Origin of the sequence: Dyella monticola (assembly GCF_003363155.1) — a bacterium.
Lineage (GTDB): Bacteria > Pseudomonadota > Gammaproteobacteria > Xanthomonadales > Rhodanobacteraceae > Dyella_B > Dyella_B monticola.
On record NZ_QRBE01000009.1, the window covers coordinates 127840 to 151755 of the forward strand.

A 23916-nucleotide genomic window follows, 5' to 3' on the forward strand; every position below is an offset into this window, starting at 1 on the left:
CTCACGCTTGCGTGGGTTCCAACAAACGCCTCACTCTTTCGAGTGAGGCGTTTTTGTTCAGGCGCCTATTTGCAAGGTCCAAGATTCTTCCACGGTTGCCCCATGCCGTTGCGCTGCTCCGGATCGTCCCCTTGCGTCCAAAATTGTTGCTCGTAGTTGTGTCCTGATTGGGACACATATGCCGGCGGGCTGGTGGGTGTAATCACTCCATACACTTTGCTTGCGGACCACGGCTCGTGACACGGCGCGACGCCGCCGGAATCGGCCAGAATCGCCACCGCTTGCGCTGGGGTGGTGTAGGTATGGATTCCATCGCTGATGTTGACGTAGATTTCGCCAGTCTGGCCCTCACCCGCCGCTTTCGCCGTGTACGTTCCGGTTGGGCTGTTGCCAATGTCTCCGTCGAAGTAGGCCGCCGTGTGGTGCCAGCTGTAGCTCAAGGCTTTGCCCGTGGCGCTCTGGGCATCCACGCGTACGGGCACACTGGCGCCAACAGTCACCGTGGACGGCACGGTCAACGTGGCCGTGATCGGCGCTACCGGCACGGTGACGGTAACCGGCTGCGATAGATCGAGCGTTTTGCCCGCGTCATTGGTCACCCGCACCGCGATCGTTGCGTGGCTGTCTTGCGTCACATCGGGCGCAGTGAGCGTCACCGTTGCCGTATTTCCAACCGTGCCGCCCCAATCGACAGGAGTGCTCCATGCGTAGGTCAACGCGCCGCCTTGAGGGTCGGTAGCGTCTACGGTGAACGTGCCTATTTCACCGGCGCCGAGGCTAGCCGGGCCGCTGATCGTGCCTGTCGGTGCCGTGCTGGGCAGCACGGTGACCGCCTTGTTCGGCGTGGTGTACTCGCTGCTACCGACTGTCACCTTCAGATTGATGTTGCCTCTTATCGCCTGGCCGACTTCAGCAGCGGTGTACGTGCCGCTCGCGTTATTGCCGATGGAGCCAGCGAACTGACTGGTTTTCGACCAGGTGTACTTCACCGTCCCACCGATGGGATTGACGACCGTTGCACGCACCGGAACGGGTTGTCCGCTATACACCGTTTCCGGCGCAGTGATCGTCGCCGAAAGACTCGGAGGATGCACCCTCAGCCTGACATGCTGGCTGTCGGACAAACCCACCGCATTCGTCACCACCAATTGGAATTCGAAAAGGCCGCCTTGCTCGATGGTAGGAACCGCCACCGTCGCCGCGGCTTGGTCGCTGTGATCGATGGTCAGCATGGGAGAACCACTTACCTGCATCCATGCGTAATGCAGCGCGCCGCCCACCCCGGTTACCGAGGCCGTACCATCGAGTTCCACCGTTCCAGATGCCAGCTCAGTTGGCTTCGCTCTCGCCACCGCCTTGGGAGGCAGTGAGCCTTCAGGCGGCGAGTAAAAGTTGGCGACGATATCGCGCCGCTCATTCATAAGACGCGCTACATCCTGAAATTGCGCCGTACCGGTAGGAACACCTCGATAGGTCACCTCCGGATTGGAATAATTGGGAAGCTTGGGACACGACGGCTCCGTCTTTGCGCAGGCATACGCCATGCCGGTGCGCCACGAATCGTCTTTAATGCTCGATGGATGTTGCAGCCCATGCGCGTACGGGATGGCTTGCGGAACGCCGCCGTATTGGCCCAGATCGTGAAAGGCGCCGAAGTTGTGCGCGACTTCATGCGCACTGGTAATTTCGCCGGCAAAGCAGGCCTGCTCATCCACTGAAAAGGGCATGTTGTCGGTTGGCGGAGCACCTTTTTCATTGCGTTTGGCTAAGCCGCATAACGACTTGTCCGTCACCAGCATCACCACCACGTCGGCGTGGTGCGTCTTCCTGAATGCGCTTACCGCCGACAGTGGCCCGAGGCCTTTCGCAAGGCTATCGAGCATGACGGAAAAACTCGATTTGCCCGGGATCGCCGGCTGTTCGTCGTAGTCCACGTTCATAACGCCCGCGTTCTCGACCGTCATATCCACGTGACTGTTGACGTTGGTCTCATTGAACACGGCGATACCGAGCGCCGCGAGCACATCGACGTCGGTACCGCTCTCCCGTACCTGGTTGGTGGTCACTACCATCATGCGTACGATGCTGTGTGTCGACACCGCCGAACGCGCGGTACGCGCCTGCGGCACTGACGGTGCAGGCATATCCTCGACATCGGTTCCTTCGGGCCCGGCCTCGGGGGGACGTTTTTCTGGATCAAGCCGGGTCACGGTCTCCTGCCCGTGTCCGTCGGGCATGATCATGTACACGTCACCATCGACCATGACGCGTCCACCAACGCGATGACCGCGTCGTACCAGCACCACCGAATTCAGTGCATCGACCGGTACTTCATGCCGGGTGTCCTTCAACAGCTTGCGCTGGCGTTCCACTTCGCCGTACCACACACCGGTACCGTCGGTTTCTGTCTCGAAGCGTTGTTTACGCGCGGTTACCCAGAGGCCCGGTGATACATCGATCTGGATCTGCTCATCGTCGTCGACCAGGGCAGACGCATCCGCATGGCCGATAAACGTTTCGCCATTGCTCATCGCCTGCGCGACAGCGGGTAGCAAATGCTGCGTTCCAACCGGTGATATCGCGTTGAACAACTTTGTGGGTGTAGCGGCCTGGCCGGCTGCCATCACCGAGGGCACTGCGCCACATAACGCCATCGTGGCAACTGCGAACAGCCAACAACCATTGTGATGACGCATCCACGTAACCATGACAGACTCCTCATGATCCGAGTACGTTGAGTTCGCTATCGATTGAAGGCGGCTGACAACCGGTGTCGCCCCACTTGTATCGCTACGTGTCGTCAGCTGCACATCAACCACCGCTTGACGCCCTGCATCAGATGACTGGGTACACCGTCCTTGGCGCGCGACGCGCTACCACAGTATCCACATCACCACCGGCGGGCTCTTCATCAACGCGTGGTGCCGGCTGAACGCTGCAATGACAAAAAAGCAGCGAGCTCTTGCATATTGATGGTCGCTGGACGTTGCCTCGGCCCTCGCAATGTCCAGGCAGCGCAAACGTCGAAAATCCCGACGCGTGACATCCGTATCAGCGAAGCTCGATCAGATATTTTTGAATCTGTTGAACAGGCCGGTTGCGTTGCGCGCGGCGCCTATCAGTATCGTTGGATACGCTTCGTCTCGTGAGCATCCATTGCCCAGATTCCACCTGTTACTGATTTCGCCAGCAAAAAGCCCGTTCGCTGGCCGTTGCCTCGCGTAAGCAGCCTTCGTCAACAGTGGTAGCAAAATGTTGCATCGTTGCAAGCATTGCATGAAGCCTTTCTTCTTTATCAGATTTCATATACCCCCGCAATATCGTTTTTCTCAACGTTTGCACCTGGCCATGCGTAATCTCGGACCGGCTTTTATTGCCGCGCAATGGGCGCTAACGTGAGTCACGGCATTCGGATAAACCCGTGCAGCGTTTCGGCAATCTTAATTAATGGATGAGTGAGCGCTAAGACTATGTTCAAGTACAAAGGCACGCTTTCGCTGCACGTCGGCGACCAGGCATTGGGCGGCGCCGATCGCATTGCGCTCTTGGCCAAGATCGATGAGACCGGGTCGATCACCGCTGCAGCGCGCGCCATTGGAATGAGCTACAAGGGCGCATGGGATGCCATCGACGCCATGAACAACCTGGCCGAAGAGCCTCTCGTGACGCGCATGACAGGCGGCAAAGGTGGCGGCGGCACCCACCTGACTGAACGCGGTCAGCGTCTGATCGAAGCCTTCAGTGCACTGGAAGAAGTGCATCGCCGATTTCTGGCGCAGTTCGAAACGCTGACCGAAGCATCCGCCGATGACATCAAACTGATCAGGAGCCTTATGTTTCGAACCAGTGCGCGCAACCAGTTCCTGGGCCGCGTAGCGGCGATCCACAAGGGCGTCGTCAATGACACGGTGGAGCTGGAACTGCCGGGCGGCGAGCGCGTCGTGGCTGTGCTCACCTGCGAAAGCACACACGATCTTGGCTTGGCCGTGGGCACCGAAGCGATGGCGCTGATCAAGGCGTCCTCGGTGCTGGTGGGGTTGCCTGACCCGGCCCTGCGTCTTTCCGCGCGCAACCAGTTTCCTGGCACGGTGATCCAGATCACCGAGGGTGCCGTGAATGCGGATGTGCGCATCAAACTGACCGGCGGCAATGTCATGAGCGCCGTGGTCACGCTGGAAAGCGTCGCCGCATTGGGTTTGCGCGAAGGCCTGGCGGTCGTGGCGGTTGTTAAGGCCTCTAGCGTGATTCTGGGCACGCGCCGTTAAGGGCAGGCGGCCGGGCGCCCGACGGCACATTTCTCACCCCTGTACCGTCATATACTCGACCTTATAACGCCTGGATCGGGCGCGGGGATAAGGCCATATGCGTTTCGGAAAGGGTGACACCTCTGCCCGGCGGTCGCACCGCGCGTGGGGGCAAATCAAAGGCGTGGTGTTGCTGCTTGGCCTGCTGGCGCTGCCGTTTTCGGGCATCGCGGCGCAAACGGCAGCGGTCCCGGCGACCGTTCGAGTGCTGGTCGAAGGCAAGCCCGCGGTAAGCCTCGACCGCCAGGCCCTGGCCGCAATGCCACGCACGCGCATCGACACCGCAGCCACCCATCACGAACCCGCCGCCCAGTGGCAAGGCGTGCGCCTCGAAGACGTCTTGCAACGCGCCGGCGCCGTCAGCGGCGAACAACTGCGCGGACATGGCATGACCACCATCGTGCGCATCACCGCATCGGATAACTATCAGATTGTTTTCAGCCTCGGCGAACTCGACCCGATGCTGGGCAACGAGCACGTCGTTCTTGTCGATACGAAAGATGGCCAGCCGCTGACCAAGGATGGCCCCTTCCGCCTGGTCGTGCCCGGTGACAAACGACCGGCCCGCTGGATTCGCAACGTGATCACCATCGAAGTCAGCAACGATCGCACAAGGCCCTGATTCATCGCTTCCGCGCAACAACCGTCGTGCATGTGATGTGCCACTCACCAGGAGTCCCTCATGTCCAAGCGCTGGAACCTTCTTTTCGTTGCCCTCGCCCTTGCAGGCTGCGGCATGGCCGCACACGCCGATGACGACTATGGCCTGGATGACATCTTCAGCAACGGTCACGTGGACGGCGATCTTCGCCTCTACAACTTCAATCGCTTGTACGACAGCAAGACCACGCCGAACGCCAGCGCGTTTTCGCTGGGCGCATTGATCAACGCGCAGACCGGCACCTTCTTTGGCGGCTTCAGCATCGGAGGCTCGTTTGTCACGGTGAACTCGCTGGGCACGCATTCCAATGAAGTGGCCAAAATCGACACCACGCTTGCGGGTCCGAACAATTCGATCGGCGCATTCAGTCAGGCGTACCTGCAATACAAAAACGACATGTTTCTTTTCCGCGGCGGTTATCAATACCTCACCGACGATCCGTGGATGGGCAATAACGATTCGCGCATCATCCCTTCTTCCTACAACGCTCTACTGGCACAAGTCACGCCGATCACCGGCTGGAATATCTTTGCCCTGCGCGAATACAGCTGGAAGAGTCGCACTTCGTACGGCATGTTTCCGGACAACCTGTATTACCCATCCAAATACGACGGCGATTCGATGTACGGCAACAACGGTTCGCTGCCGCTGGATTCGCGATCGGCGCCCGGCACATGGGAAGCGGGTACCACCTACATGCAGGGCGGGCTCAGCGCGCAGCTGCGTTATTACGACTTCCTGAACTTTGCGCGCACCTTCTATACGGTGGACAGTTATGTCGTGAACACCGGCAGCGGTTTCAACCCGGTGCTGGGCGTGCAGTATTTGTTGCAGAACGATGGCGCGGACAATCGCTTTACCGAAACCGACACCGCGCTGTTCGGCACCCATGGCGACCGCGTGAAGAGCCAGGCAATTGGCGGTGATCTCGGTGTGGTGATTCCCAACGGCCGCTTCGACATTTTCTACAACAAGCTTGCACACGAAGATGGCGCGGTGGGTGGCGGCGCGCTGATTTCCCCGTACACCACCAACTATGGCACCGATCCGCTGTTCACGACGTCGATGATCCGTGGCCTGGTGGAAGCCGGCCCTGGTCGCGCATGGAAGGGCAAGTTCACCTACGACCTGTTCGACAAGAAACTCGAACTCACGGCCGCCTACGCGAAATACTTCACCGACTACCGCGGCAACAGCCACGATCTGTATTTCGACGTGATCTACCACTTGGATGGCTACCTCAGAGGCCTGACGTTGCGCGATCGCTGGGAGCTTTCCAACGGCGGTGCCGACAACCTCAACCCTAGCAACAAGACCTTCGTCTACAACCGCGTGATGATCGACTACAAATTCTAAGCATTGTGAAGGCAGCTCGCAGCACCTTTCCTTTGCCATGCGCCAGCACCTATGATCAGTCTGTCCTCACTGTGGAGCAGACCATGCGCATCATCTTGATCGTCGTTGGCCTTGTGCTGTTGATCGGCGGCTTGTGGGTGGTGTTCGGCCACGGCAGTTATTCGGCCACGGACACCGTGTTGCAAGTCGGCTCGGCCAAGCTGACCGCCACGCACGACAAGGCGGTGCCGGAGTGGGTCGGGATCAGCGGCATCGTGGTGGGTGCCTTGCTGGTGCTTGGCGGACTGTTTTCCAAGCGCTGATCACGTACCGCACACATTATGCTCGTCACTCCGCCGAAGGCGGGAATGACAGCAACGCACGCACGGACCATCCCATGCCCCACCGGCTACAATGGCTGGATGGATGTCTCCCACCTGATCGAATCGCTCAACGACGCGCAGCGTGAAGCCGTCTGCGCGGCGCCCGGCCACTACCTGGTACTGGCCGGCGCGGGTTCCGGCAAAACGCGGGTGCTCACCCATCGCATCGGCTGGCTCACCCAGGTCGATCGCGTACCGCCGTGGGCGATCCTTGCCGTCACCTTCACGAACAAAGCCGCGGGGGAAATGCGCGCGCGCCTGGACAACCTGATTCCGGGCGGCACCCAAGGGCTTACCGTAGGCACGTTCCACGGCATCGCCCATCGCCTTTTGCGTCGCCATTGGCGCGAAGCGGGCCTGCCGGAAAGTTTTCAGATTCTCGACGCCGACGATCAGCAGCGCATGGTCAAGCGGGTGATCGCCGGGCTTGGCCTGGACGAGGCGCGTTTTCCGCCGCGTCAGGCCGCATGGCAAATCAATAGCTGGAAGGATGAAGGCAAGCGGCCGGAAAACATCGAGCACGGCCAGCATCCGGTCACACGCACCTTGGTGCAGATCTACCAGGCCTATGAAGACGGCTGCCAGCGTGCCGGCCTGGTGGATTTCGCCGAACTGTTGCTGCGCGCACACGAACTGTGGCTCAAGCAGCCGGCGGTGCTCGAGCATTACCAGCAGCGCTGGCGCTATCTGTTGATCGATGAATTCCAGGATACCAACGCCTTGCAGTATGCGTGGATTCGCGTGCTTGCGGGCAAGACCGGCCAGGTGTTCGTGGTCGGCGACGACGATCAGGCCATCTACGGCTGGCGCGGTGCGAAGGTGGAGAACGTGCAGCAGTTCCTGCGCGATTTTCCCGGCGCACGCACGATCAAGCTGGAGCAGAACTACCGTTCCACGTCCACCATTCTGAAAGCCGCCAACAGCGTCATCGAACGCAATGGCAATCGCCTTGGCAAGCAGCTATGGACGGCAGGCGAGGAAGGCGATCGCATCGCCGTGTACGCCGCCTACAACGAACAGGACGAAGCGCGCTTCGTGATCGAGCGCATCCGCGAGTACATTGCCGAGCACGGCAATGCGAAGGATTGCGCGATCCTTTACCGCTCCAACGCGCAATCGCGCAACTTCGAAGAACAGCTCATCCAGCACGACGTTCCCTATCGCGTCTACGGTGGCCTGCGTTTCTTCGACCGCGCGGAAATCAAGGATGCGCTGTCTTATCTGCGCCTCACCGCCAATCGCCATGACGATGCGGCCTTCGAGCGCGCGGTAAACACGCCGCCGCGTGGCATTGGCGATCGCACGCTGGATGTGTTGCGCCGGCGCGCGCGAAGCGAAGCCAGCTCGATGTGGGAAGCGGCCATGCACGAGCTGACGACGGGCACGGAGCTGGCCGGCCGCGCGAAGAATGCGGTGAAGAGCTTTCTCGCCATGATCGATCAGATGGCCCGCACCTTTTCTCCCTCTTCGGTTTCGGCTGAGGGTTTGGGCGAAGCGTCGATCTTGCCGGACATGTCCCCGACCACGCCGACAACAGAAGCACTCTCGCTCGCCGAACAGATCGACCATGCCATCACGCAATCGGGCCTGCGCGACTTCTATGAAAAGGACAGCCGCGGAAACGCCGAATCGCGGGTAGAAAACCTGGACGAACTGGTCAATGTCGCCAGCCGTTTCGAACTCACGCCCGATGACATCGAAGCGGGCCTGAGCGAACTCTCCGCCTTCCTCTCGCATGCCGCACTGGAAGCCGGCGAAGGCCAGGGTGATTCATGGGACGACTGCGTGCAGCTCATGACGCTGCATTCGGCCAAGGGGCTGGAATTTCCGCTGGTGTTTCTCGTTGGATTGGAAGAAGGCCTGTTTCCCAGTCAGCGCTCCGTCGAGGACGACGGGCGCCTGGAGGAGGAGCGGCGCCTGGCGTACGTCGGCATCACGCGCGCGCGGCAGCGCCTGATCATCACGCACGCCGAGTCGCGCCGTATGCATGGTGCGGAAATGTTGTCGCGCCCCTCGCGCTTTCTGGCCGAAGTACCACCTTCCCTGCTGGACGAAGTGCGTCCGCGCGTGCAGGTCAGCCGTCCGCTCTATGCCGGCCGCTTTGCCGAACCGCCGCCGTCGCTCAGCGAAGATCTCCCTGTCAAGCTCGGTCAACGCGTCAGCCACCCCAGTTTCGGTGAGGGTGTGGTGATAAGCGCCGAAGGCAGCGGCGCGCACACGCGCCTGCAAGTGAATTTCGAAGGTGCCGGCAGCAAATGGCTGGTGGCCGCTTACGCCAAGCTCACGCCGCTGTAAGGACCGTGCGCGCATGAGCTCCCGTCCCATCCGCAGCGTCCGCCGTGAACTGGGCTACTTCCACCGGCAGTTGGAAGACGTCTATCAGCGCTTGCCGTGGGGACATCGACTGGCGAACGGTGTGTCGCTGGCCATACAAGCTGTGGCCGGTGCAAGTCTCGGCTACGGATTTGGATTGCTGCTGCATACCCAACAGGCGTTCTGGGGCGCGCTTACGGCTATCGCGGTAACGCAACAGAGTTATCTGGACACGCGCAAATCCTCCATCGACCAGGTGACGGGTGCGGCGATCGGCGCGACGATCGCGATGATCGGTTCGTACCTCGCCCAGGACAATTACCTGGTTTACGCCCTCACCATGGCGATCTCTATCGTGCTGTGCTGGTGCTTCAATGTCGGTAATGCCGGCAAGCTAAGCGCCACCACCGTCACCATCGTCATGCTGGTACCGCACTCGGGCGCGTTCTGGTCGGTTGCGCTCACGCGCCTGGGCGAAGTCACCATCGGAATTGCCAGTGCGCTGCTTGTTACCAGCATCGCGCACAAACTCGAACAACGCTGGCAAGGTAGCGATACCAAAGCATCGCCCTGAGGCCCCATGCAGCGTTGGATGGGACCGTAGCTTTTGTCGCACGCGCCGCTTGTGTTCAACGCGGGTATTCGCAATCGGCTGCGCGATGGCTGCGTATGCATGGTCGATCCTACAAAAAAGCGTGATTTCGGCCGCAAAGTTCGGGTTTTCATTTTTGCTAGCCTCGAACTGCATCGCCTCGTTGCGATGTCTATCGATGAGGGAGGGTGCGGTCCTTAACCACAAGGAGTAGTGCCATGAGCAAAACGCGATTGATCACGTCCTTAGCCCTTGCGCTGTGTGGCAGCAGCTTGGCAGCGGCGGAACCGGTTCGTTCCGAAGACCCCGCACAACGGCCCGAGCCGGGCATATTGACGGGCGCAGCACTCACGAATGCACCTTTGCTGCGTTCGGACGATGTCGGCGCCGACCGCTTCATACCGGTTGGAAAGCTGCTGACAGGGTCAGGCGGTTACCACTGCACGGCGACGCTGATTGCCGGACCGATGTCGCCACCGCCCAATCAACCCGCATTGATCTTGACGGCCGGACACTGCGTCAATGATGACATGCGCGCCAACGACGTTGTCATCGACCAACCCGCAGGCAACAACTGGTCCTACACACCGGCCTATTTCATCGATACACCTTCGCAACACGTACCTGTTGCGGTGAGTCGAACGGTGTATGCCACGATGAAAGGTGTCGACCTTGCCGTGCTGCAATTGAATGCTACCTACGGCCAGTTGGCAGGTAGAGGCGTGCATCCTTTGCGGCTGGCGCGTGTGCCAGCAACACCGCAGATGGCGATTGAACTGGTGCACATTCCGGTCGTCGGCGTGCCGATCGAAGAACAGTTCCTGCGACATTCCCTATGCCGCACACAGACCGAGGCCACGCACCTGGTCGAAGGCTATTACCCCTGGTTTTGGTCCGCAGCCGTAGCGAACGATTGCGAAGGGGTTGCGGGTGGAACATCGGGCTCTCCCGTATTCCAGCTTGGCGATGCCACCGTTGTGGGTGTTTTGAATACCACGGTGACGCCGGGTTATACCGGGTGCGGGCTGGGGCGTCCTTGCGAACCCACCGACGCAGGTGATTATTCGCGCGAAGGCAGCAGCTATTACATGCCGGTCGACCGGATTGCCCGGGCACTCAACGACGATGGAACGCTGGACCTGGCCCAATTGGATCCAGGTAATGGCGTGACGCTGGAGCGAGAACATCCAAACTGGATCACGCAGCGAAATGAAACCATCGACGGAGAAACGCGTTCGGCCCGCTGGGGTCTGCGCATTGGAGAGAGCTTCGACTGGATCTGGTACAAGACAAGTACAGCCAGATCGGTCGATTGCGCCAACATCAATGGCTACCAAGGCCCGTATCCGTCGATCGATCAATCGCTCCTTCCGCTTCAGACGCCCGCCGCCGAAGGTGTCTATGCGCTATGCGTGATCGGACAAACGCCGAGCGGATTCCGGCAACCGTACGAACATGCCACCGTTGTGCTGCGTCAGATCGATGAAACGCCACCGACCTTGGCGCCGCAGATTCACGAACAAGCGGGCGGCGATGCCATCCGCGTCGCGCCACTTTTCTCGCAACATGAGCTGGTCGATCTCTTCATTAAATATGGGCCGGTCGCGCAGACTGACTGCCAAAATCGCGAGGGTTATCAGCGATACAGGAGAAACCAATACGTCACGGTCGACAACACTCAAGCGTGGCGCTTCTGTGCATACGGTGCCGATTATGCAGACAACGCCGGGCCGCCCACGACACGGGATTATATTCCTTAAAATCCATATACACAGAGAGCGCAGGGACGCGAAAAAAGCCCTGTCAATGAACTGACCCCCAGAGGTTGGACACCCGTCCAACCTCTGGGGGTCAGTTCACAACGACGTGGCTTTTTTCAACTACGGCGCCACACCGTCATTCGCTGCCTGATAGATCGGGAGGAATGTTTCAGGCAACAGCCGAGGCTGCGGGTTCATGTCGATGTAGGCCATGACCCCGACCACATCGTATCCACCGGGATTGCCCGGCATCTGGACGATCGGGCCGCCGCTGTTACCCGATTGCGGCGAGCAGTTGAGTATCCCCACCATGCGTGCCGTCGCCTCGTCCGCGTCATCGATGTATGTGTGCGTCTCACATTGACGCTGGGCCGCAATCGGGTACTGGACGAGGTTGAAGCCGTTCAACCCGGGATAACCCACGAACCTGACGAGCGGAAATGTCACAGAGGCGGTGCTCATGCGTGGCTGAAGGCTTCCCCCCACGACGCTTTCAAGTGTTCGGTCGGGCCCGATCACCGAAGGAAGGGCGTAAACGCGGGCGACTGCGATATCGGCATACCTGGATATCGCTGCCGACGCGAATGGGAGGAAGGCGATCTCCACCGGCCATTTTTCGTAGGGTGTTTGCAGCACGCCATCCTCGCGCTCGCTGTAAGCAGGAACAAACATCAGGTTTCTATGCCATGTTCCGGACGAAGCGGTACTGCGCATGCAATGCGCCGCGGTGAGAATCAGATTCTGATGTGCGGAACGAATGACCGAGGCCGAACAGTGCTTGTAGGGCGTGGGGCTGCCCGGCTCCTCAAAAAAAAGGATACCGGTCAGGGCGTGCGGAGGACGTAGATAGCTCGATGGCGGCACGAGGGTATAGCCGTAAAAATCAGCACCCGGATCCAGGGGATTGTCCGGGCCGGTCGAACCGTGACCGAACACGGTCCACGCTTCTTTCATCCTGTCCTCGGTCCAAAAGTCGACGATGGCAGCGCGCCCGGGCCCCTCGGGGCTTATGCAGATTTGGTCGTCGCCGGGACAGAATGCTTCCTGGGCATGGGAATGCCCTGAAGCGATCAAAGCGAGCGCACCCAGTAACGCCAGAGATAGCTTTTGCATGGCAACTCTCCTTCATGGGTCTGTGCGTTGGCGATACGTCTTCATTGGCTTTCAAATGCGGCTTTCATGACCTCGGCCATTTCTGCGTAGCCCCTTGGATTGGGATGCAAGGCCGAATTCCATCCATTGCCCGGTTCCACGTTGATACTGGCGATCCAGCGTTCTGCAGGCTCCTTGCAGGCGTCGTGACCTTGGAAGTGCCGGTCCATGTCCGCAAAGGCAACGCCGTGCGCCCGTGCGGTGTCCGCCAGCACGCGATTGATGCGCTTCATGGCTCCGGTGAAATAGTTGATGTCGGCGGGCGTGAGCGGACCTGCGTAGTCATCCATCGAAAACGGACATTCAAAACTGTTCTCGGGAAATATCGAGGGATAACCGACCACAACGATTTTGGCGTTGGGTGCTCGCTGGCGGGCTGCATCCAACGCATCTGACAAGTCGTCCCCCAGCACTGCGATGCCGGCTTCAATGTCAGCTTCGTAGCGTCGTTTGCATGGCTCGCCAATTTCCGGATTGCTCTGTTGTGATCCGACGCAAAGATAGAGCGACGTTGCATAACTGGTGTCGTTGCCGCCGAACAGCATCGAGAGATATCGGGTATCGGGTCCGAGCGCTTCGACCTGCGCAGGGTGCTCGTTCGGAAAATCGAATTGCGGCTGCAAAAATCCCGTCGCTATTTTTGCGCCACCGCAGGAGCGATCGTCATCCGACCAGTTCAGCGTGGCCGACAGGATCGCGGATGGATTTTCGACAAAACGTCCGCATCCGCTGTCGTCTTTTTGCGGACTCAGTCCGGTGCCGGATGCATACGAATCGCCCGCCGCCACATAGTGTGGCTGAGGTTGGGTTTGCGCATGGATCATCGGACTCACCGCCAATCCGGACACGATGAGTCCGAAGGTTATGGTGTTGACGGGTGAGCAAGCATTCGCCTTCAGTAAAGAGGACATACGAACCTCCAGATGGTTGCGACGAGGATACTCATGGACCATCTACGGTGTTTACGTTTTACTGGATTACCCTCTGTTAGTTCGTATTAACACATTGATTAGCGTTGGCGATTGAGATAATCATTATTTCTTTTGTAGGTTTAAACTTTTCTCTTGTAGTCTGCGTAAGTGCCACTATAAAAACCAACCCCTGATTTTCTCATTCAAAACGGCAATACATAACCGTTTTCACGCAAACCGGCGGCACCGATGCATGCATTCATGCAGATCGCGCCTTATCCCTAACGCATGAGCGCAATGATCGGAATGGGCCAGTCGCGCCTTTTTCGGCAAGCCATGCCAGAGCAAGGCGAAAGTGCCGCTTACGTCTGCGCGAAACCATCCGGCACGCGCGCGGCACCCACTTTTACGGCAGCGAAAATTTTTACGCGTTGTTTATGCGGGACACCGTTTTCGCTACCCGCTTCTTATACGCCGGCGCCTAAAGTGCGCAGCTGAAAGGCTTTGAGCGGCACCTATGGACTTTGTCTACCTACTCTTCGGCTTCGCGCTGGCTGTGGCCACGCTTGGTTTCCTGTTGCTCTGCGATCGCCTGGGGCCACGCAGCTAACCGCGCACGGCGCGGCCACGACTTCCTATCGGAGCGATTTCCATGAACTTTTTCTACGGATTGGCTGCCGTCATCGCGGTGGCTTTGACGGTTTACCTGTGCGTGGCGTTGCTGAAACCGGAGTGGTTCGAATGACTGCCAACGATTTCATCCAGATCGGCATCTTTCTGGTGGTGCTGCTGGTGCTCATCAAGCCGATGGGCAGCTATATGGCACATGTATTTGCCGACGAACCGAACCGACTTACGCGCACCGGGGCCGGGTTCGAACGCGTCATCTATCGCCTCTGCGGCGTCGATGCGCACGAAGACATGGGATGGAAGCGTTATGCCATCGCCATGCTGCTGTTCAATGTGTGCGGCATGGTGCTGGTGTACGTCTTTCAGCGCGTGCAGCAATGGCTGCCGCTGAATCCGCAGCATTTCCCGGCGCTGAGCCCGGATCTGTCGATCAATACCGCCATCAGCTTCGTCACCAATACCAACTGGCAGGCGTATTCGGGCGAATCGTCGATGAGCTATCTCACACAGATGGCGGCGTTGGCGGTGCAGAACTTCATGTCTGCGGCGACCGGCATCGCGGTGTTGATCGCGGTGGTTCGCGGCTTCGTGCGCAAGACGGCAAAGGGCATCGGCAATTTCTGGGTGGACCTGACACGCACCACGCTGTACGTGCTCATGCCGCTGTCGTTTCTGCTGGCGATGCTGCTGGTGTCGCAAGGTGTGATCCAGAACTTCAAAGCCTACGTGGATGTGCCAGTCGTACAGACCACCACGTACGCCAACCCGGTGACCGATGCGGCGGGCAACCCCGTCAAGGATGCCGCCGGCAATCCTGTCACCAAGCTCGCTCCTCTCACCACGCAAACGCTGCCGATGGGCCCTGCTGCGTCGCAGATCGCGATCAAGATGTTGGGCACCAATGGTGGTGGTTTCTTCGGTGCAAACTCGGCGCATCCGTATGAGAATCCCACACCGTTCTCCAACTTTCTGGAGATGCTGGCGATCTTCCTGATCCCCGGCGCCCTCTGCCTCACGTTCGGCGAAATGGTGGGCGACAAACGTCAAGGCTGGGCGATTCTCGCCACCATGCTGTTGATCTTCATACCGCTGGCGATTGGTGTCACGGCGGCCGAACAAGCTGGCAACCCGGTGCTGCACACGCTATCGATCGATCAGCACGCCTCCGCCCTGCAATCGGGCGGCAACATGGAAGGCAAGGAAACGCGTTTCGGTATCGCTGCAAGCAGTCTGTTTACAGCGATCACCACGGCGGCATCGTGCGGTGCCGTAAACAACATGCACGATTCGCTCACGCCGCTCGGCGGCCTGGTGCCGATGTGGCTGATGCAGTTGGGCGAGGTGATCTTCGGCGGTGTAGGCTCCGGTCTGTACGGCATGCTCGCCTTTGCCGTGGTGGCCGTGTTCATCGCCGGTCTCATGGTGGGCCGCACGCCCGAATACCTCGGCAAGAAGATCGAAGCGTACGAAATGAAGATGGCCAGCCTCGCCGTGCTGATCCCCTGCGCGCTGGTCGTGATCTGCACCGCCATCGCGGTGATGACGCCATCGGCCGTGGCGACCGTGGGCAATCCTGGCGCGCACAGCTTCAGCGAAATGCTCTATGCAGTGACCTCTGCCAGCAACAATAACGGCAGCGCATTCGGCGGCCTTACCGCGAACATTCCGTTCTGGAACGTGATGCTGAGCGTGTGCATGTTCTGGGCGCGTTACACGCTAGCCATCGCAATGCTCGCGCTGGCCGGTTCGGTGGCCGCCAAGAAGCATGTGCCCGCCTCCGCCGGCACGCTGCCGACGCATACACCGCTGTTCGTCACATTGCTTGCCAGCGTGGTGATCGTGGTCGGTGCGCTCACCTTCCTGCCTGCGCTGGCGCTCGGCCCGATCGCTGAATACCTGATGTCGGCCCACTGATCTTTTTGGATATCGATCCATGACCTCGCATACACATGCTATCCGCACGTTTGATCGTGCATTGATCTGGAAGGCCGTTGCGGACGCATTCGGCAAACTCTCGCCGCGCTTGCAGTTCCGCAACCCGGTCATGTTCGTGGTATTCGTGTGCAGCGTGCTCACTACGCTGCTCTGGATCCAAGCCCTGGTGGGCCACGGCGAAGCGCCGACGGGCTTCATTTTCTGGGTGACGGTGTGGCTGTGGTTCACGCTGCTGTTCGCGAACTTCGCCGAAGCGCTGGCCGAAGGTCGCGGCAAGGCACAAGCCGCGGCGTTGCGCAGCACGCGCAAGGATGTGGTCGCCAAGAAGCTCGCCGAGCCCAAACGCGATGCAGCCGTTACATTTTGCCCTTCCAATGAACTGCGCGCCGGCCATTACGTGTTGGTGGAAGCGAACGAGCAGATTCCAGGTGACGGCGAAGTGCTGTTTGGTGCTGCAAGCGTCGATGAGAGCGCCATCACAGGTGAATCGGCGCCGGTGATCCGCGAGGGCGGTGGCGATCGCAGCGCTGTCACCGGTGGCACGCGGGTGTTGTCGGATTGGCTGGTGATCAAGATCACGCAAAATCCAGGCGAGAGCTTTCTCGATCGCATGATCGCGATGGTGGAAGGCGCTTCGCGTCGCAAGACGCCGAACGAGATCGCGCTGACCATTCTGCTCGCGAAGTTCACGCTGATCTTCCTGCTGGCCTGCGCCACGCTGCTACCTTATTCCATCTACAGCGTGCAGGTGGCGGGCAAAGGCAATCCGATCACCTTGACCGTGCTGATCGCCCTGCTGGTGTGCCTGATTCCCACCACCATCGGCGCGCTGCTTTCGGCGATCGGCATTGCTGGCATGGATCGCATGATCCGCGCCAATGTGATTGCCACCTCCGGCCGCGCCGTGGAGGCTGCCGGCGACGTGGATGTGCTGTTGCTAGACAAGACCGGCACGATCACGCTCGGCAATCGCCAGGCCGTGGCATTCCATTCCGCGCCCGGCATCGAAGAGCGCACGTTGGCGGATGTCGCGCAACTCGCGTCGCTGGCCGACGAAACGCCGGAGGGCCGCAGCATCGTGGTACTGGCGAAGGAACGCTTCAATCTGCGCGAGCGCGAACTGCAAGCACTGCACGCCGAATTCGTGCCATTCACCGCGCAAACGCGCATGAGCGGCGTGGATATGGGCGAGCGTCGCATTCGCAAGGGCGCGCTGGATGCGGTGGAACGTTATCTGGACAGCCTCGGCAGCCACCTGCCCCCGGCAGTGAAGCGCATGGCCGAAGACATCGCGCGCCGCGGCGCCACGCCGCTGATCGTCACCGAAGGCGAACGCGCGCTGGGTGTGATCGAACTGAAGGACATCGTAAAAGGCGGCATTAAGGAACGGTTCGCCGAATTGCGCCGCATGGGCATCAAGACCGTGATGGTGACCGGCGACAACCCGCTCACCGCCGCCGCCATCGCCGCCGAAGCCGGCGTGGACGATTTTCTTGCCGAAGCCACGCCCGAAGCCAAGCTGAAACTGATCCGCACCATGCAATCGGAAAGCCGCCTAGTCGCGATGTGCGGCGACGGTACCAACGATGCACCGGCGCTCGCCCAAGCCGACGTGGCCGTGGCGATGAACACCGGCACGCAGGCGGCGAAGGAAGCCGGCAACATGGTGGACCTGGATTCCAACCCCACCAAGCTGATCGAAGTGGTGGAGATCGGCAAGCAGATGCTGATCACCCGCGGCTCGCTGACCACGTTCTCGATTGCCAATGACGTGGCAAAATATTTCGCCATCATTCCGGCGGCATTCGCCACCACCTATCCGGCGCTCAATGCGCTGAACGTGATGAAACTCGCCACGCCGCAAAGCGCGATCCTGTCTGCGGTGATCTTCAACGCGCTGATCATCATTTTCTTGATTCCGCTGGCGCTCAAAGGCGTGAAATACCGCCCGCTGGGTGCCGGGCAGCTGTTGCGCCGGAACCTGTTGGTTTATGGCCTTGGCGGCATCGTGGTGCCGTTCGCGGGTATCAAGCTGATCGATATGCTGCTGGTCTTATTTGGACTCGCCTGAGGAGGCGTTGTTATGCAAACCCTGAAATTATCCGTGTCGCTGCCCGACGCCATGCACCCGCAAATGGAACTTCGCGTTTCATCCAATGATTCCGATTGCGATGTGGTGATTGAGCTTCCGATGCGAGGTCAATCAAAGGGGAGTGTCGACGCGAGTCGAGCGCCAATGACCGCGGAAGACGAATATGTGCTAGGCGGGTACGCCGGCATCTGAACCAACCCACTTAGGTGTCGCTGCTGGGCGATGCCGGCCCAGTAACGGTTTGTTTGAGGGGAAGACATGTATTTCAAAAACATTCTGGTCACTTCGATAATGCTGGCGGTCGCGCCGGTATCGCAGGTGTTGGCACAATCCACTAACGTCAGCACGATGCCTGCGAGCAATCTGCCGGCCTCTCCTGTTGCAACTGGCAGCAGCGACTGCAGCAGAGGTTTCGTCAACCGCCTGGTTGATGCATACAAGGAGGATGCGCAGCCGGCGGATCCGAATGCCCCTACGCCGGCACGCCGGGGAATGGATGCACCATTCGACTCCCCTCCTTTCCCGAACTCTGAATGGCAGCTCGGTGGCGTCGATGAACCCATCGGCGTGCCCGACACCAACACCACCTATCCGCTGGAAAAGGCACTGGGCTGCACCAGGCTCGGCCAGTGGATGCAGCGCAACCGCATCGAAACGTACGGCTGGATCAACCCGTCCGCCAATTTCAGCACTTCGAGCTTCACCAACTATCCGCTGTCCTACGCCACGCGTCCGAATCGCGTGGAGTTCGATCAGTTTCTGTTCCGCATTGAGCGCTTGCCCGATACGGTTCAAACCGATCATATCGATTGGGGTTTCCACTTCGACAACCTGTGGGGCTACGACTACCACTACACCACGATGAAGGGTGTATTCAGCAATCAGCTCTTGAACAATTCCAGTGTCAATCAACCGCTGCCCGGCAAGGTGTACGGCGACGACCCGATGATCTGGTATGTCGACTTATATATTCCGTGGATCGCGCAAGGCATGCAGATAACGGCTGGCCGCTACCTTTCGTTGCCGGATATCGAAGCGCAGTTCTCACCGGAGAACTACCTGTTGACACACTCCATCCTCTATACGGTGGATGCCTATACCAACGTCGGCATCATTACGACCACTAAGCTCAACAATCAGTGGACGATCCAGCTTGGTGTGCATGGCGGGGATGACTCCGCTCCCTGGAACAGCTCCAGCCGCCCAAGCCTGCAGGCATGCGTGCGCTGGGTGTCGGCCTCCAACAACGACATGCTTTACCCCTGCATCGAGTCGTATAACGGCGACAAGCAAACCTATAACAATCTGCAGGAATTCGTGACCACATGGGGGCATCGCTTCAGCAAGAACGTCCACATGCTGACCGAGGCTTACTACATCTACGTGAAAGATCAGCCCGGTGCGCCAGAGGGAGTTCCCGGCTATCCATTGGGCGAAGCTCCGCCTTTTCCGACGGGCATCAACCCCGCTTATGGCATCGTCAACTACTTCAACGTCGAGTTAAACGCCAACAACATGATCTCGTTCCGCAACGAGTTTTATGATGATGTGCAAGGTCAACGTACAGGATTCGCGACGCGCTATTCCAGTCATACCCTCGGCTTGACGCATTGGGTGACGCCTGACCTGGAAATCCGCCCGGAAATCCGCTACGAGCGCGCCTACGATTTTCCCGCTTACGACGCCGGCAAGAAGTACTACCAAGCCACTGCGTTAGTTGACGCAATCCTTCATTACTGAGGCAACTCCCATGAGCCGGTTGATTCGCAATGCCGTTTCTATGTTGGTAATGATGACCATCGTTACCGGCTTGGTATATCCCCTGGTAGCCACCGGCGTGGCACAGGTGCTGTTTCCGCATCAGGCCAACGGCAGCTTGATCGAGAAGAGCGGTAAGCCGATCGGTTCCGAACTGATCGGCCAGTCCTTCGACGACCCCAAGTATTTCTGGGGTCGTCCATCGGCGACCACGCCGCAGCCGAACAGCGGCACGGCGTCCAATGGTTCCAATTTAGGCCCCACCAATACGGCTTTGCGCGATCAAGTGCAGCAACGCATCGACGCGTTGCGCAAAGCCGATCCGGGTAACGTTACACCGGTACCGGCGGATCTGGTCACGGCCTCCGGCAGCGGTCTCGATCCGGACATCAGCCCTGCCGCCGCGCAGTATCAGGCGGCACGTGTGGCACGCGTGCGGCATCTGAGCGTAGACCAGGTGCAGGCACTCGTTGCGAAGTTCACCCAAGGGCGCCAGCTCGGCTTGCTGGGGGAGCCGCGTGTGAATGTGCTGCAGTTGAATCTGGCGCTGGATGCATCGCAGGCAAATCGGTGATCTGCCTGCACACGCTCTGCTCCACCCCTGCATGCAGGGATGGGTCGGGGCGGGGTTGCACGCGCTTGCCACACGATATGAATCCTCCGCGACATGGCCTCACCCCAACCCTCCCCTACTGAACCTCGGGAAGGGAGCATAAGATGCACGCATGACCGACACGTTCCGTGACGCCCGCGCCGACGCCCTGCTCGATGTCGTGCAGGAGGAAAGCAGTCGCCGATTGAAAATCTTCCTCGGCGCCGCGCCAGGTGTCGGCAAAACCTTCGCCATGCTTTCTGCTGCGCGCGAATTGAAGCGGCAAGGCGTGGATGTCGTGATCGGCCTGGTGGAAACGCACGGCCGCGCGGAGACGGCGGCGCTGCTGGAAGGCCTGGAAATGCTGCCGCGCCTCACGCTCAGCTATCAGGGTCGCGACTTCACCGAGTTCGATGTGGATGCGGCGCTGGAGCGCAAGCCAGACATCCTGCTTGTGGACGAACTGGCGCATCGCAACGTGCCGGGCAGTCGCCACGAACGGCGCTGGCAAGATATCGCCGAATTGCTGGATGCGGGCATCGAGGTCTACACCGCACTCAACGTGCAACATCTGGAAAGCCTCAACGACCAGGTGCGCCGCATTACCGGCATTACCGTGCGCGAAACCGTGCCCGATGCAGTTCTCGATCGCGCGCGGGACATCGTGCTGGTCGACTTGCCGCCGCGCGAACTGATCGATCGCTTGCGCCAGGGCAAGGTCTACGTGCCGGAAACGGCCGCCGCGGCGCTGGATGCGTTCTTTTCGCCCACTAACCTCGCTGCCTTGCGCGAACTGGCGGTGGATACCGTTGCCGGCCACGTCGATAGCGATCTGCGCGAGCACATGTTGGCGCGCGGCGGCAAAATGCCGGTACGCCGCCGGGTCATGGCCGCTATCGATGGTCATTCGCAAAGCGAATACCTGGTGCGCGTCGCACGCCGTATCGCCGAACGTCGCGGTGCGCCGTGGGGCGTCGTGTTCGTCGACACCGGCGCCACCTTGGACAACGCGCGACGCGAACGCATCGACACGGCCATGCGCCTGGCTCGCCGACTCGGTGGCGATGCCATGGTGTTACGCGGCCACGCGATCGCCGATGAATTGCTTGTGCACGCAGACCGCGAAGGTGTCGGTCAAATTATCCTTGGCCGCACGCGCGAACGGCTTATCGCGCGCATGCTCGGGCGCTCGCTGACGCAACAGTTGCTCCGGCGCGGCGCACACCTGGAGTTGACCATCATCGCCACGCCGGCCGAGCGCTTGCGTGCACGCAAGCGCCTGCGGCTGATGCCATCGTACGGTCGCCGCGACGAATACATCTTCGCGACCATCGTCACGGTCGTTGCGATGGGTCTGTCTTTCCTTGCCGATCGCTACCTCTCGGTCGCCAATCTCGCCCTTATTTTTCTCACCGCCGTCGTCACGGTAGCGGTGCGTACCCGCATGATGGTGGCCGTGTATACGGCCACCATGTGCTTCCTCGGCTACAATTTTTTCTTTGCGCCGCCGCGCTATACGCTGGCTATCGCCAGTTCCGACGACGTGCTCGCGGTAACGCTGTTTTTCGCCGCGGCATTGATCTGTAGCCGCCTCGCCACACGCCTGGCCAGCCAGGTCGAATCGCTGCGTGCCGCGCATAGTTATTCGCACGCATTGCTTACCTTGGGACAACGCCTTTCGACCAGTACGGATGCACATGGCATTCGTGATGTAGGCGCAGCCGCGCTAGCCCGCGCCTTGCGCTGCGAAGTGGCCGTGCTCGCACGGGATGTCGAGCATCGGTTGGAGATCGCGGCCAACAGCCCACGCACGCTCTCCTTGACCACGCAGGATCTGGCCGCGGCCGAATGGAGTGAACAGCACGCCGAAGCGGCGGGCCGCTTCACCGATACATTGAATGCCGCGCGCTGCTGGATGCTGCCGCTTGGCACTGAAGATCATCAACTGGGCGTGGCGGCGTTGCGCTTCGAAGGCGGCGCGGCGCCGGATATTGAACGGCGCAGCCTGGCCTTGGCGATGGTGCAGGATATCGGTCAGGCGCTGGAACGCGCCAGGCTCGCATCCGAACTGGAAGGCGCGCGCGTACAGGGTGAAACCGAACGCTTGCGCAATGCACTGCTTTCGTCCGTTTCGCACGACCTGCGTTCGCCGCTGGCCTCGATGATCGGCTCGGCCGGCACGCTTTCAAACTACGGTGATCAACTGCCGGCGAGCGAACGCAAAGAACTGCTTGAGGCCATTCTCGGCGAAGGCCAGCGATTGGATCGCTACATCCAGAATCTGCTCGATATGACGCGCCTGGGTCATGGCACGCTCAAGCTCAATCGTGACTGGACCGATGCCGCGGAAATCGTAGCGTCTGCCATCACGCGTATGCGCAAGTTGTTTCCCGAATTGCGCGTAGACACCATGCTCCCCAACGAAACTATATTGCTGTTTGTGCATCCGGCGCTGATCGAGCAGGCGCTGTTCAATATTCTGGAAAACGCCGCACGCTTCTCGCCACCGGGCGAAGCCGTGCGCGTGATCATGCGCGTGGCGGGCGACCGCCTGATGATCGACGTGGTGGACCGCGGCCCCGGCATTCCGGAGGAGGAACGCGCGCGCATTTTCGACATGTTCTACTCCGTGGCGCGCGGCGATCGCGCCCCGCAAGGCACGGGTCTGGGGCTGGCGATCTGCCGCGGCATGATCGGCGCGCACGGCGGCAGCGTGGAAGCCTTGCCCGGCGATGGCGTTGGTACCACCATTCGCATCAGCCTTCCCCTGCCGGCACCACCCACGCCATGAGTTCCACCCATCTATGCGCGCTGGTCATCGACGACGAGACGCAGATCCGCAAGTTTCTCGACATTGGTTTGCGCGCCGAGGGTTACGAGGTGTTGCTCGCCGCCAATGCGGCCGAGGGACTCGCCCTGGCGGCGACGCGCACGCCGGACGTGGTGATCCTCGACATTGGCCTGCCGGATCGCGAAGGCCATGAAGTGCTCGCCGAGCTGCGTCAATGGACGCAGGTACCCGTGCTGATGCTTTCCGTGCGCGACACGGAAAAGGAAAAAGTCAAAGCGCTGGATGCCGGCGCCAACGACTATATGACCAAGCCATTCGGCATCCAGGAATTGATGGCGCGCCTGCGCGCGCTCTTACGCAGTCGCGCCACCAACGCCGAAGTATCTCCGCATTACCAGGATGATCGCCTGTCCATCGACTTGGGCTTGCGCGAAGTCGCGCTCGACGGCGAACCGCTCGCACTCACCCGCAAGGAATACGCCGTGCTCGCGATGCTGGTGCGGCATGCCGGACGCGTGGTGAGTCAGCAGCAATTGCTGCGCGAGATCTGGGGTGGCACGCATGTGCACGATACGCATTACCTGCGCATCGTGCTGGGCAAATTGCGACAGAAGCTTGGGGATGATCCGACGACGCCGAGGTGGTTGAAGACGGAGCCTGGGGTGGGTTATCGGTTTTTGTCGGGGAATGGATGAGCACCACTTTCC

At 60.1% G+C, this 23916-nt stretch carries 18 protein-coding genes; 15 read left to right on the top strand and 3 right to left on the bottom strand.

Translation table 11 applies throughout. From position 1 onward, the window contains the following. Nucleotides 1–65: 65 nt before the first annotated feature. Nucleotides 66–2708: a PKD domain-containing protein gene (locus tag DWU98_RS14935; RefSeq protein ID WP_115496358.1), complete on the bottom strand. Its 2643-nt coding sequence runs from the start codon at nt 2706–2708 to the stop codon at nt 66–68. A gap of 762 nt (nt 2709–3470) precedes the next feature. Here DWU98_RS14935 and DWU98_RS14940 point away from each other — a divergent pair. The 7 genes from DWU98_RS14940 (at nt 3471) to DWU98_RS14975 (ending at nt 11348) form a co-directional block, all read left to right on the top strand. Beyond that, nucleotides 3471–4265: a TOBE domain-containing protein gene (locus DWU98_RS14940; protein WP_115496359.1), complete on the top strand. Its 795-nt coding sequence runs from the start codon at nt 3471–3473 to the stop codon at nt 4263–4265. 97 nt (nt 4266–4362) lie between these two features. Then, on the top strand, nt 4363–4926 hold the full coding sequence (locus tag DWU98_RS14945; protein WP_115496360.1) for a molybdopterin-dependent oxidoreductase: 564 nt from the start codon (nt 4363–4365) through the stop codon (nt 4924–4926). Between the two features lie 60 nt (nt 4927–4986). Further along, entirely contained in the window at nt 4987–6321 is a 1335-nt protein-coding gene (locus DWU98_RS14950) for a hypothetical protein (protein ID WP_115496361.1), read from the top strand. 83 nt (nt 6322–6404) lie between these two features. Continuing rightward, complete coding sequence (locus DWU98_RS14955; RefSeq protein WP_115496432.1) at nt 6405–6623, top strand: hypothetical protein; 219 nt, start codon at nt 6405–6407, stop codon at nt 6621–6623. A gap of 99 nt (nt 6624–6722) precedes the next feature. Beyond that, nucleotides 6723–8978: a DNA helicase II gene (locus DWU98_RS14960; protein ID WP_115496362.1), complete on the top strand. Its 2256-nt coding sequence runs from the start codon at nt 6723–6725 to the stop codon at nt 8976–8978. A 13-nt stretch (nt 8979–8991) separates the two neighbouring features. Continuing rightward, nucleotides 8992–9570 carry an FUSC family protein gene (locus DWU98_RS14965; protein WP_115496363.1) on the top strand — a complete coding sequence of 193 codons (579 nt, stop codon included), beginning with the start codon at nt 8992–8994 and terminating at the stop codon, nt 9568–9570. A gap of 236 nt (nt 9571–9806) precedes the next feature. Then, a complete protein-coding gene (locus tag DWU98_RS14975) occupies nt 9807–11348 on the top strand; it encodes a trypsin-like serine peptidase (protein ID WP_115496365.1) in 1542 nt (513 codons plus the stop codon). Between the two features lie 120 nt (nt 11349–11468). On the opposite strand, the gene DWU98_RS14980 is transcribed toward DWU98_RS14975, so the two are convergent. Both DWU98_RS14980 and DWU98_RS14985 read right to left on the bottom strand, forming a co-directional pair. After that, complete coding sequence (locus tag DWU98_RS14980) at nt 11469–12461, bottom strand: trypsin-like serine peptidase (RefSeq protein ID WP_115496366.1); 993 nt, start codon at nt 12459–12461, stop codon at nt 11469–11471. A gap of 41 nt (nt 12462–12502) precedes the next feature. Further along, a complete protein-coding gene (locus tag DWU98_RS14985) occupies nt 12503–13411 on the bottom strand; it encodes an SGNH/GDSL hydrolase family protein (protein WP_158545069.1) in 909 nt (302 codons plus the stop codon). A gap of 652 nt (nt 13412–14063) precedes the next feature. Between DWU98_RS14985 and kdpF the strand changes: the two genes are divergently transcribed. From kdpF to DWU98_RS15025, 8 genes are all read left to right on the top strand, one after another. Next, nucleotides 14064–14156, top strand: a complete 93-nt coding sequence (gene kdpF / locus DWU98_RS14990) for a K(+)-transporting ATPase subunit F (RefSeq protein WP_115496368.1) — start codon at nt 14064–14066, stop codon at nt 14154–14156. After that, the gene (gene kdpA / locus DWU98_RS14995) at nt 14153–15955 is read left to right on the top strand and encodes a potassium-transporting ATPase subunit KdpA (protein ID WP_115496369.1); all 1803 of its coding nucleotides are present in this window, start codon (nt 14153–14155) and stop codon (nt 15953–15955) included. The genes kdpF and kdpA overlap by 4 nt, the downstream gene beginning before the upstream one ends. Before the next feature lie 19 nt (nt 15956–15974). Next, on the top strand, nt 15975–18047 hold the full coding sequence (kdpB, locus tag DWU98_RS15000; RefSeq protein WP_115496370.1) for a potassium-transporting ATPase subunit KdpB: 2073 nt from the start codon (nt 15975–15977) through the stop codon (nt 18045–18047). A gap of 12 nt (nt 18048–18059) precedes the next feature. After that, nucleotides 18060–18260: a hypothetical protein gene (locus tag DWU98_RS15005; RefSeq protein ID WP_115496371.1), complete on the top strand. Its 201-nt coding sequence runs from the start codon at nt 18060–18062 to the stop codon at nt 18258–18260. 66 nt (nt 18261–18326) lie between these two features. Further along, nucleotides 18327–19808, top strand: a complete 1482-nt coding sequence (locus DWU98_RS15010) for an outer membrane beta-barrel protein (RefSeq protein ID WP_115496372.1) — start codon at nt 18327–18329, stop codon at nt 19806–19808. Nucleotides 19809–19818: 10 nt separating this feature from the next. Continuing rightward, nucleotides 19819–20400, top strand: coding sequence for a potassium-transporting ATPase subunit KdpC (kdpC, locus tag DWU98_RS15015; RefSeq protein ID WP_115496373.1), 582 nt, complete (start codon nt 19819–19821; stop codon nt 20398–20400). A gap of 151 nt (nt 20401–20551) precedes the next feature. Beyond that, complete coding sequence (locus tag DWU98_RS15020) at nt 20552–23209, top strand: sensor histidine kinase (RefSeq protein ID WP_115496374.1); 2658 nt, start codon at nt 20552–20554, stop codon at nt 23207–23209. Further along, complete coding sequence (locus DWU98_RS15025; RefSeq protein ID WP_115496375.1) at nt 23206–23904, top strand: response regulator; 699 nt, start codon at nt 23206–23208, stop codon at nt 23902–23904. The genes DWU98_RS15020 and DWU98_RS15025 overlap by 4 nt, the downstream gene beginning before the upstream one ends. Nucleotides 23905–23916 lie beyond the last annotated feature (12 nt).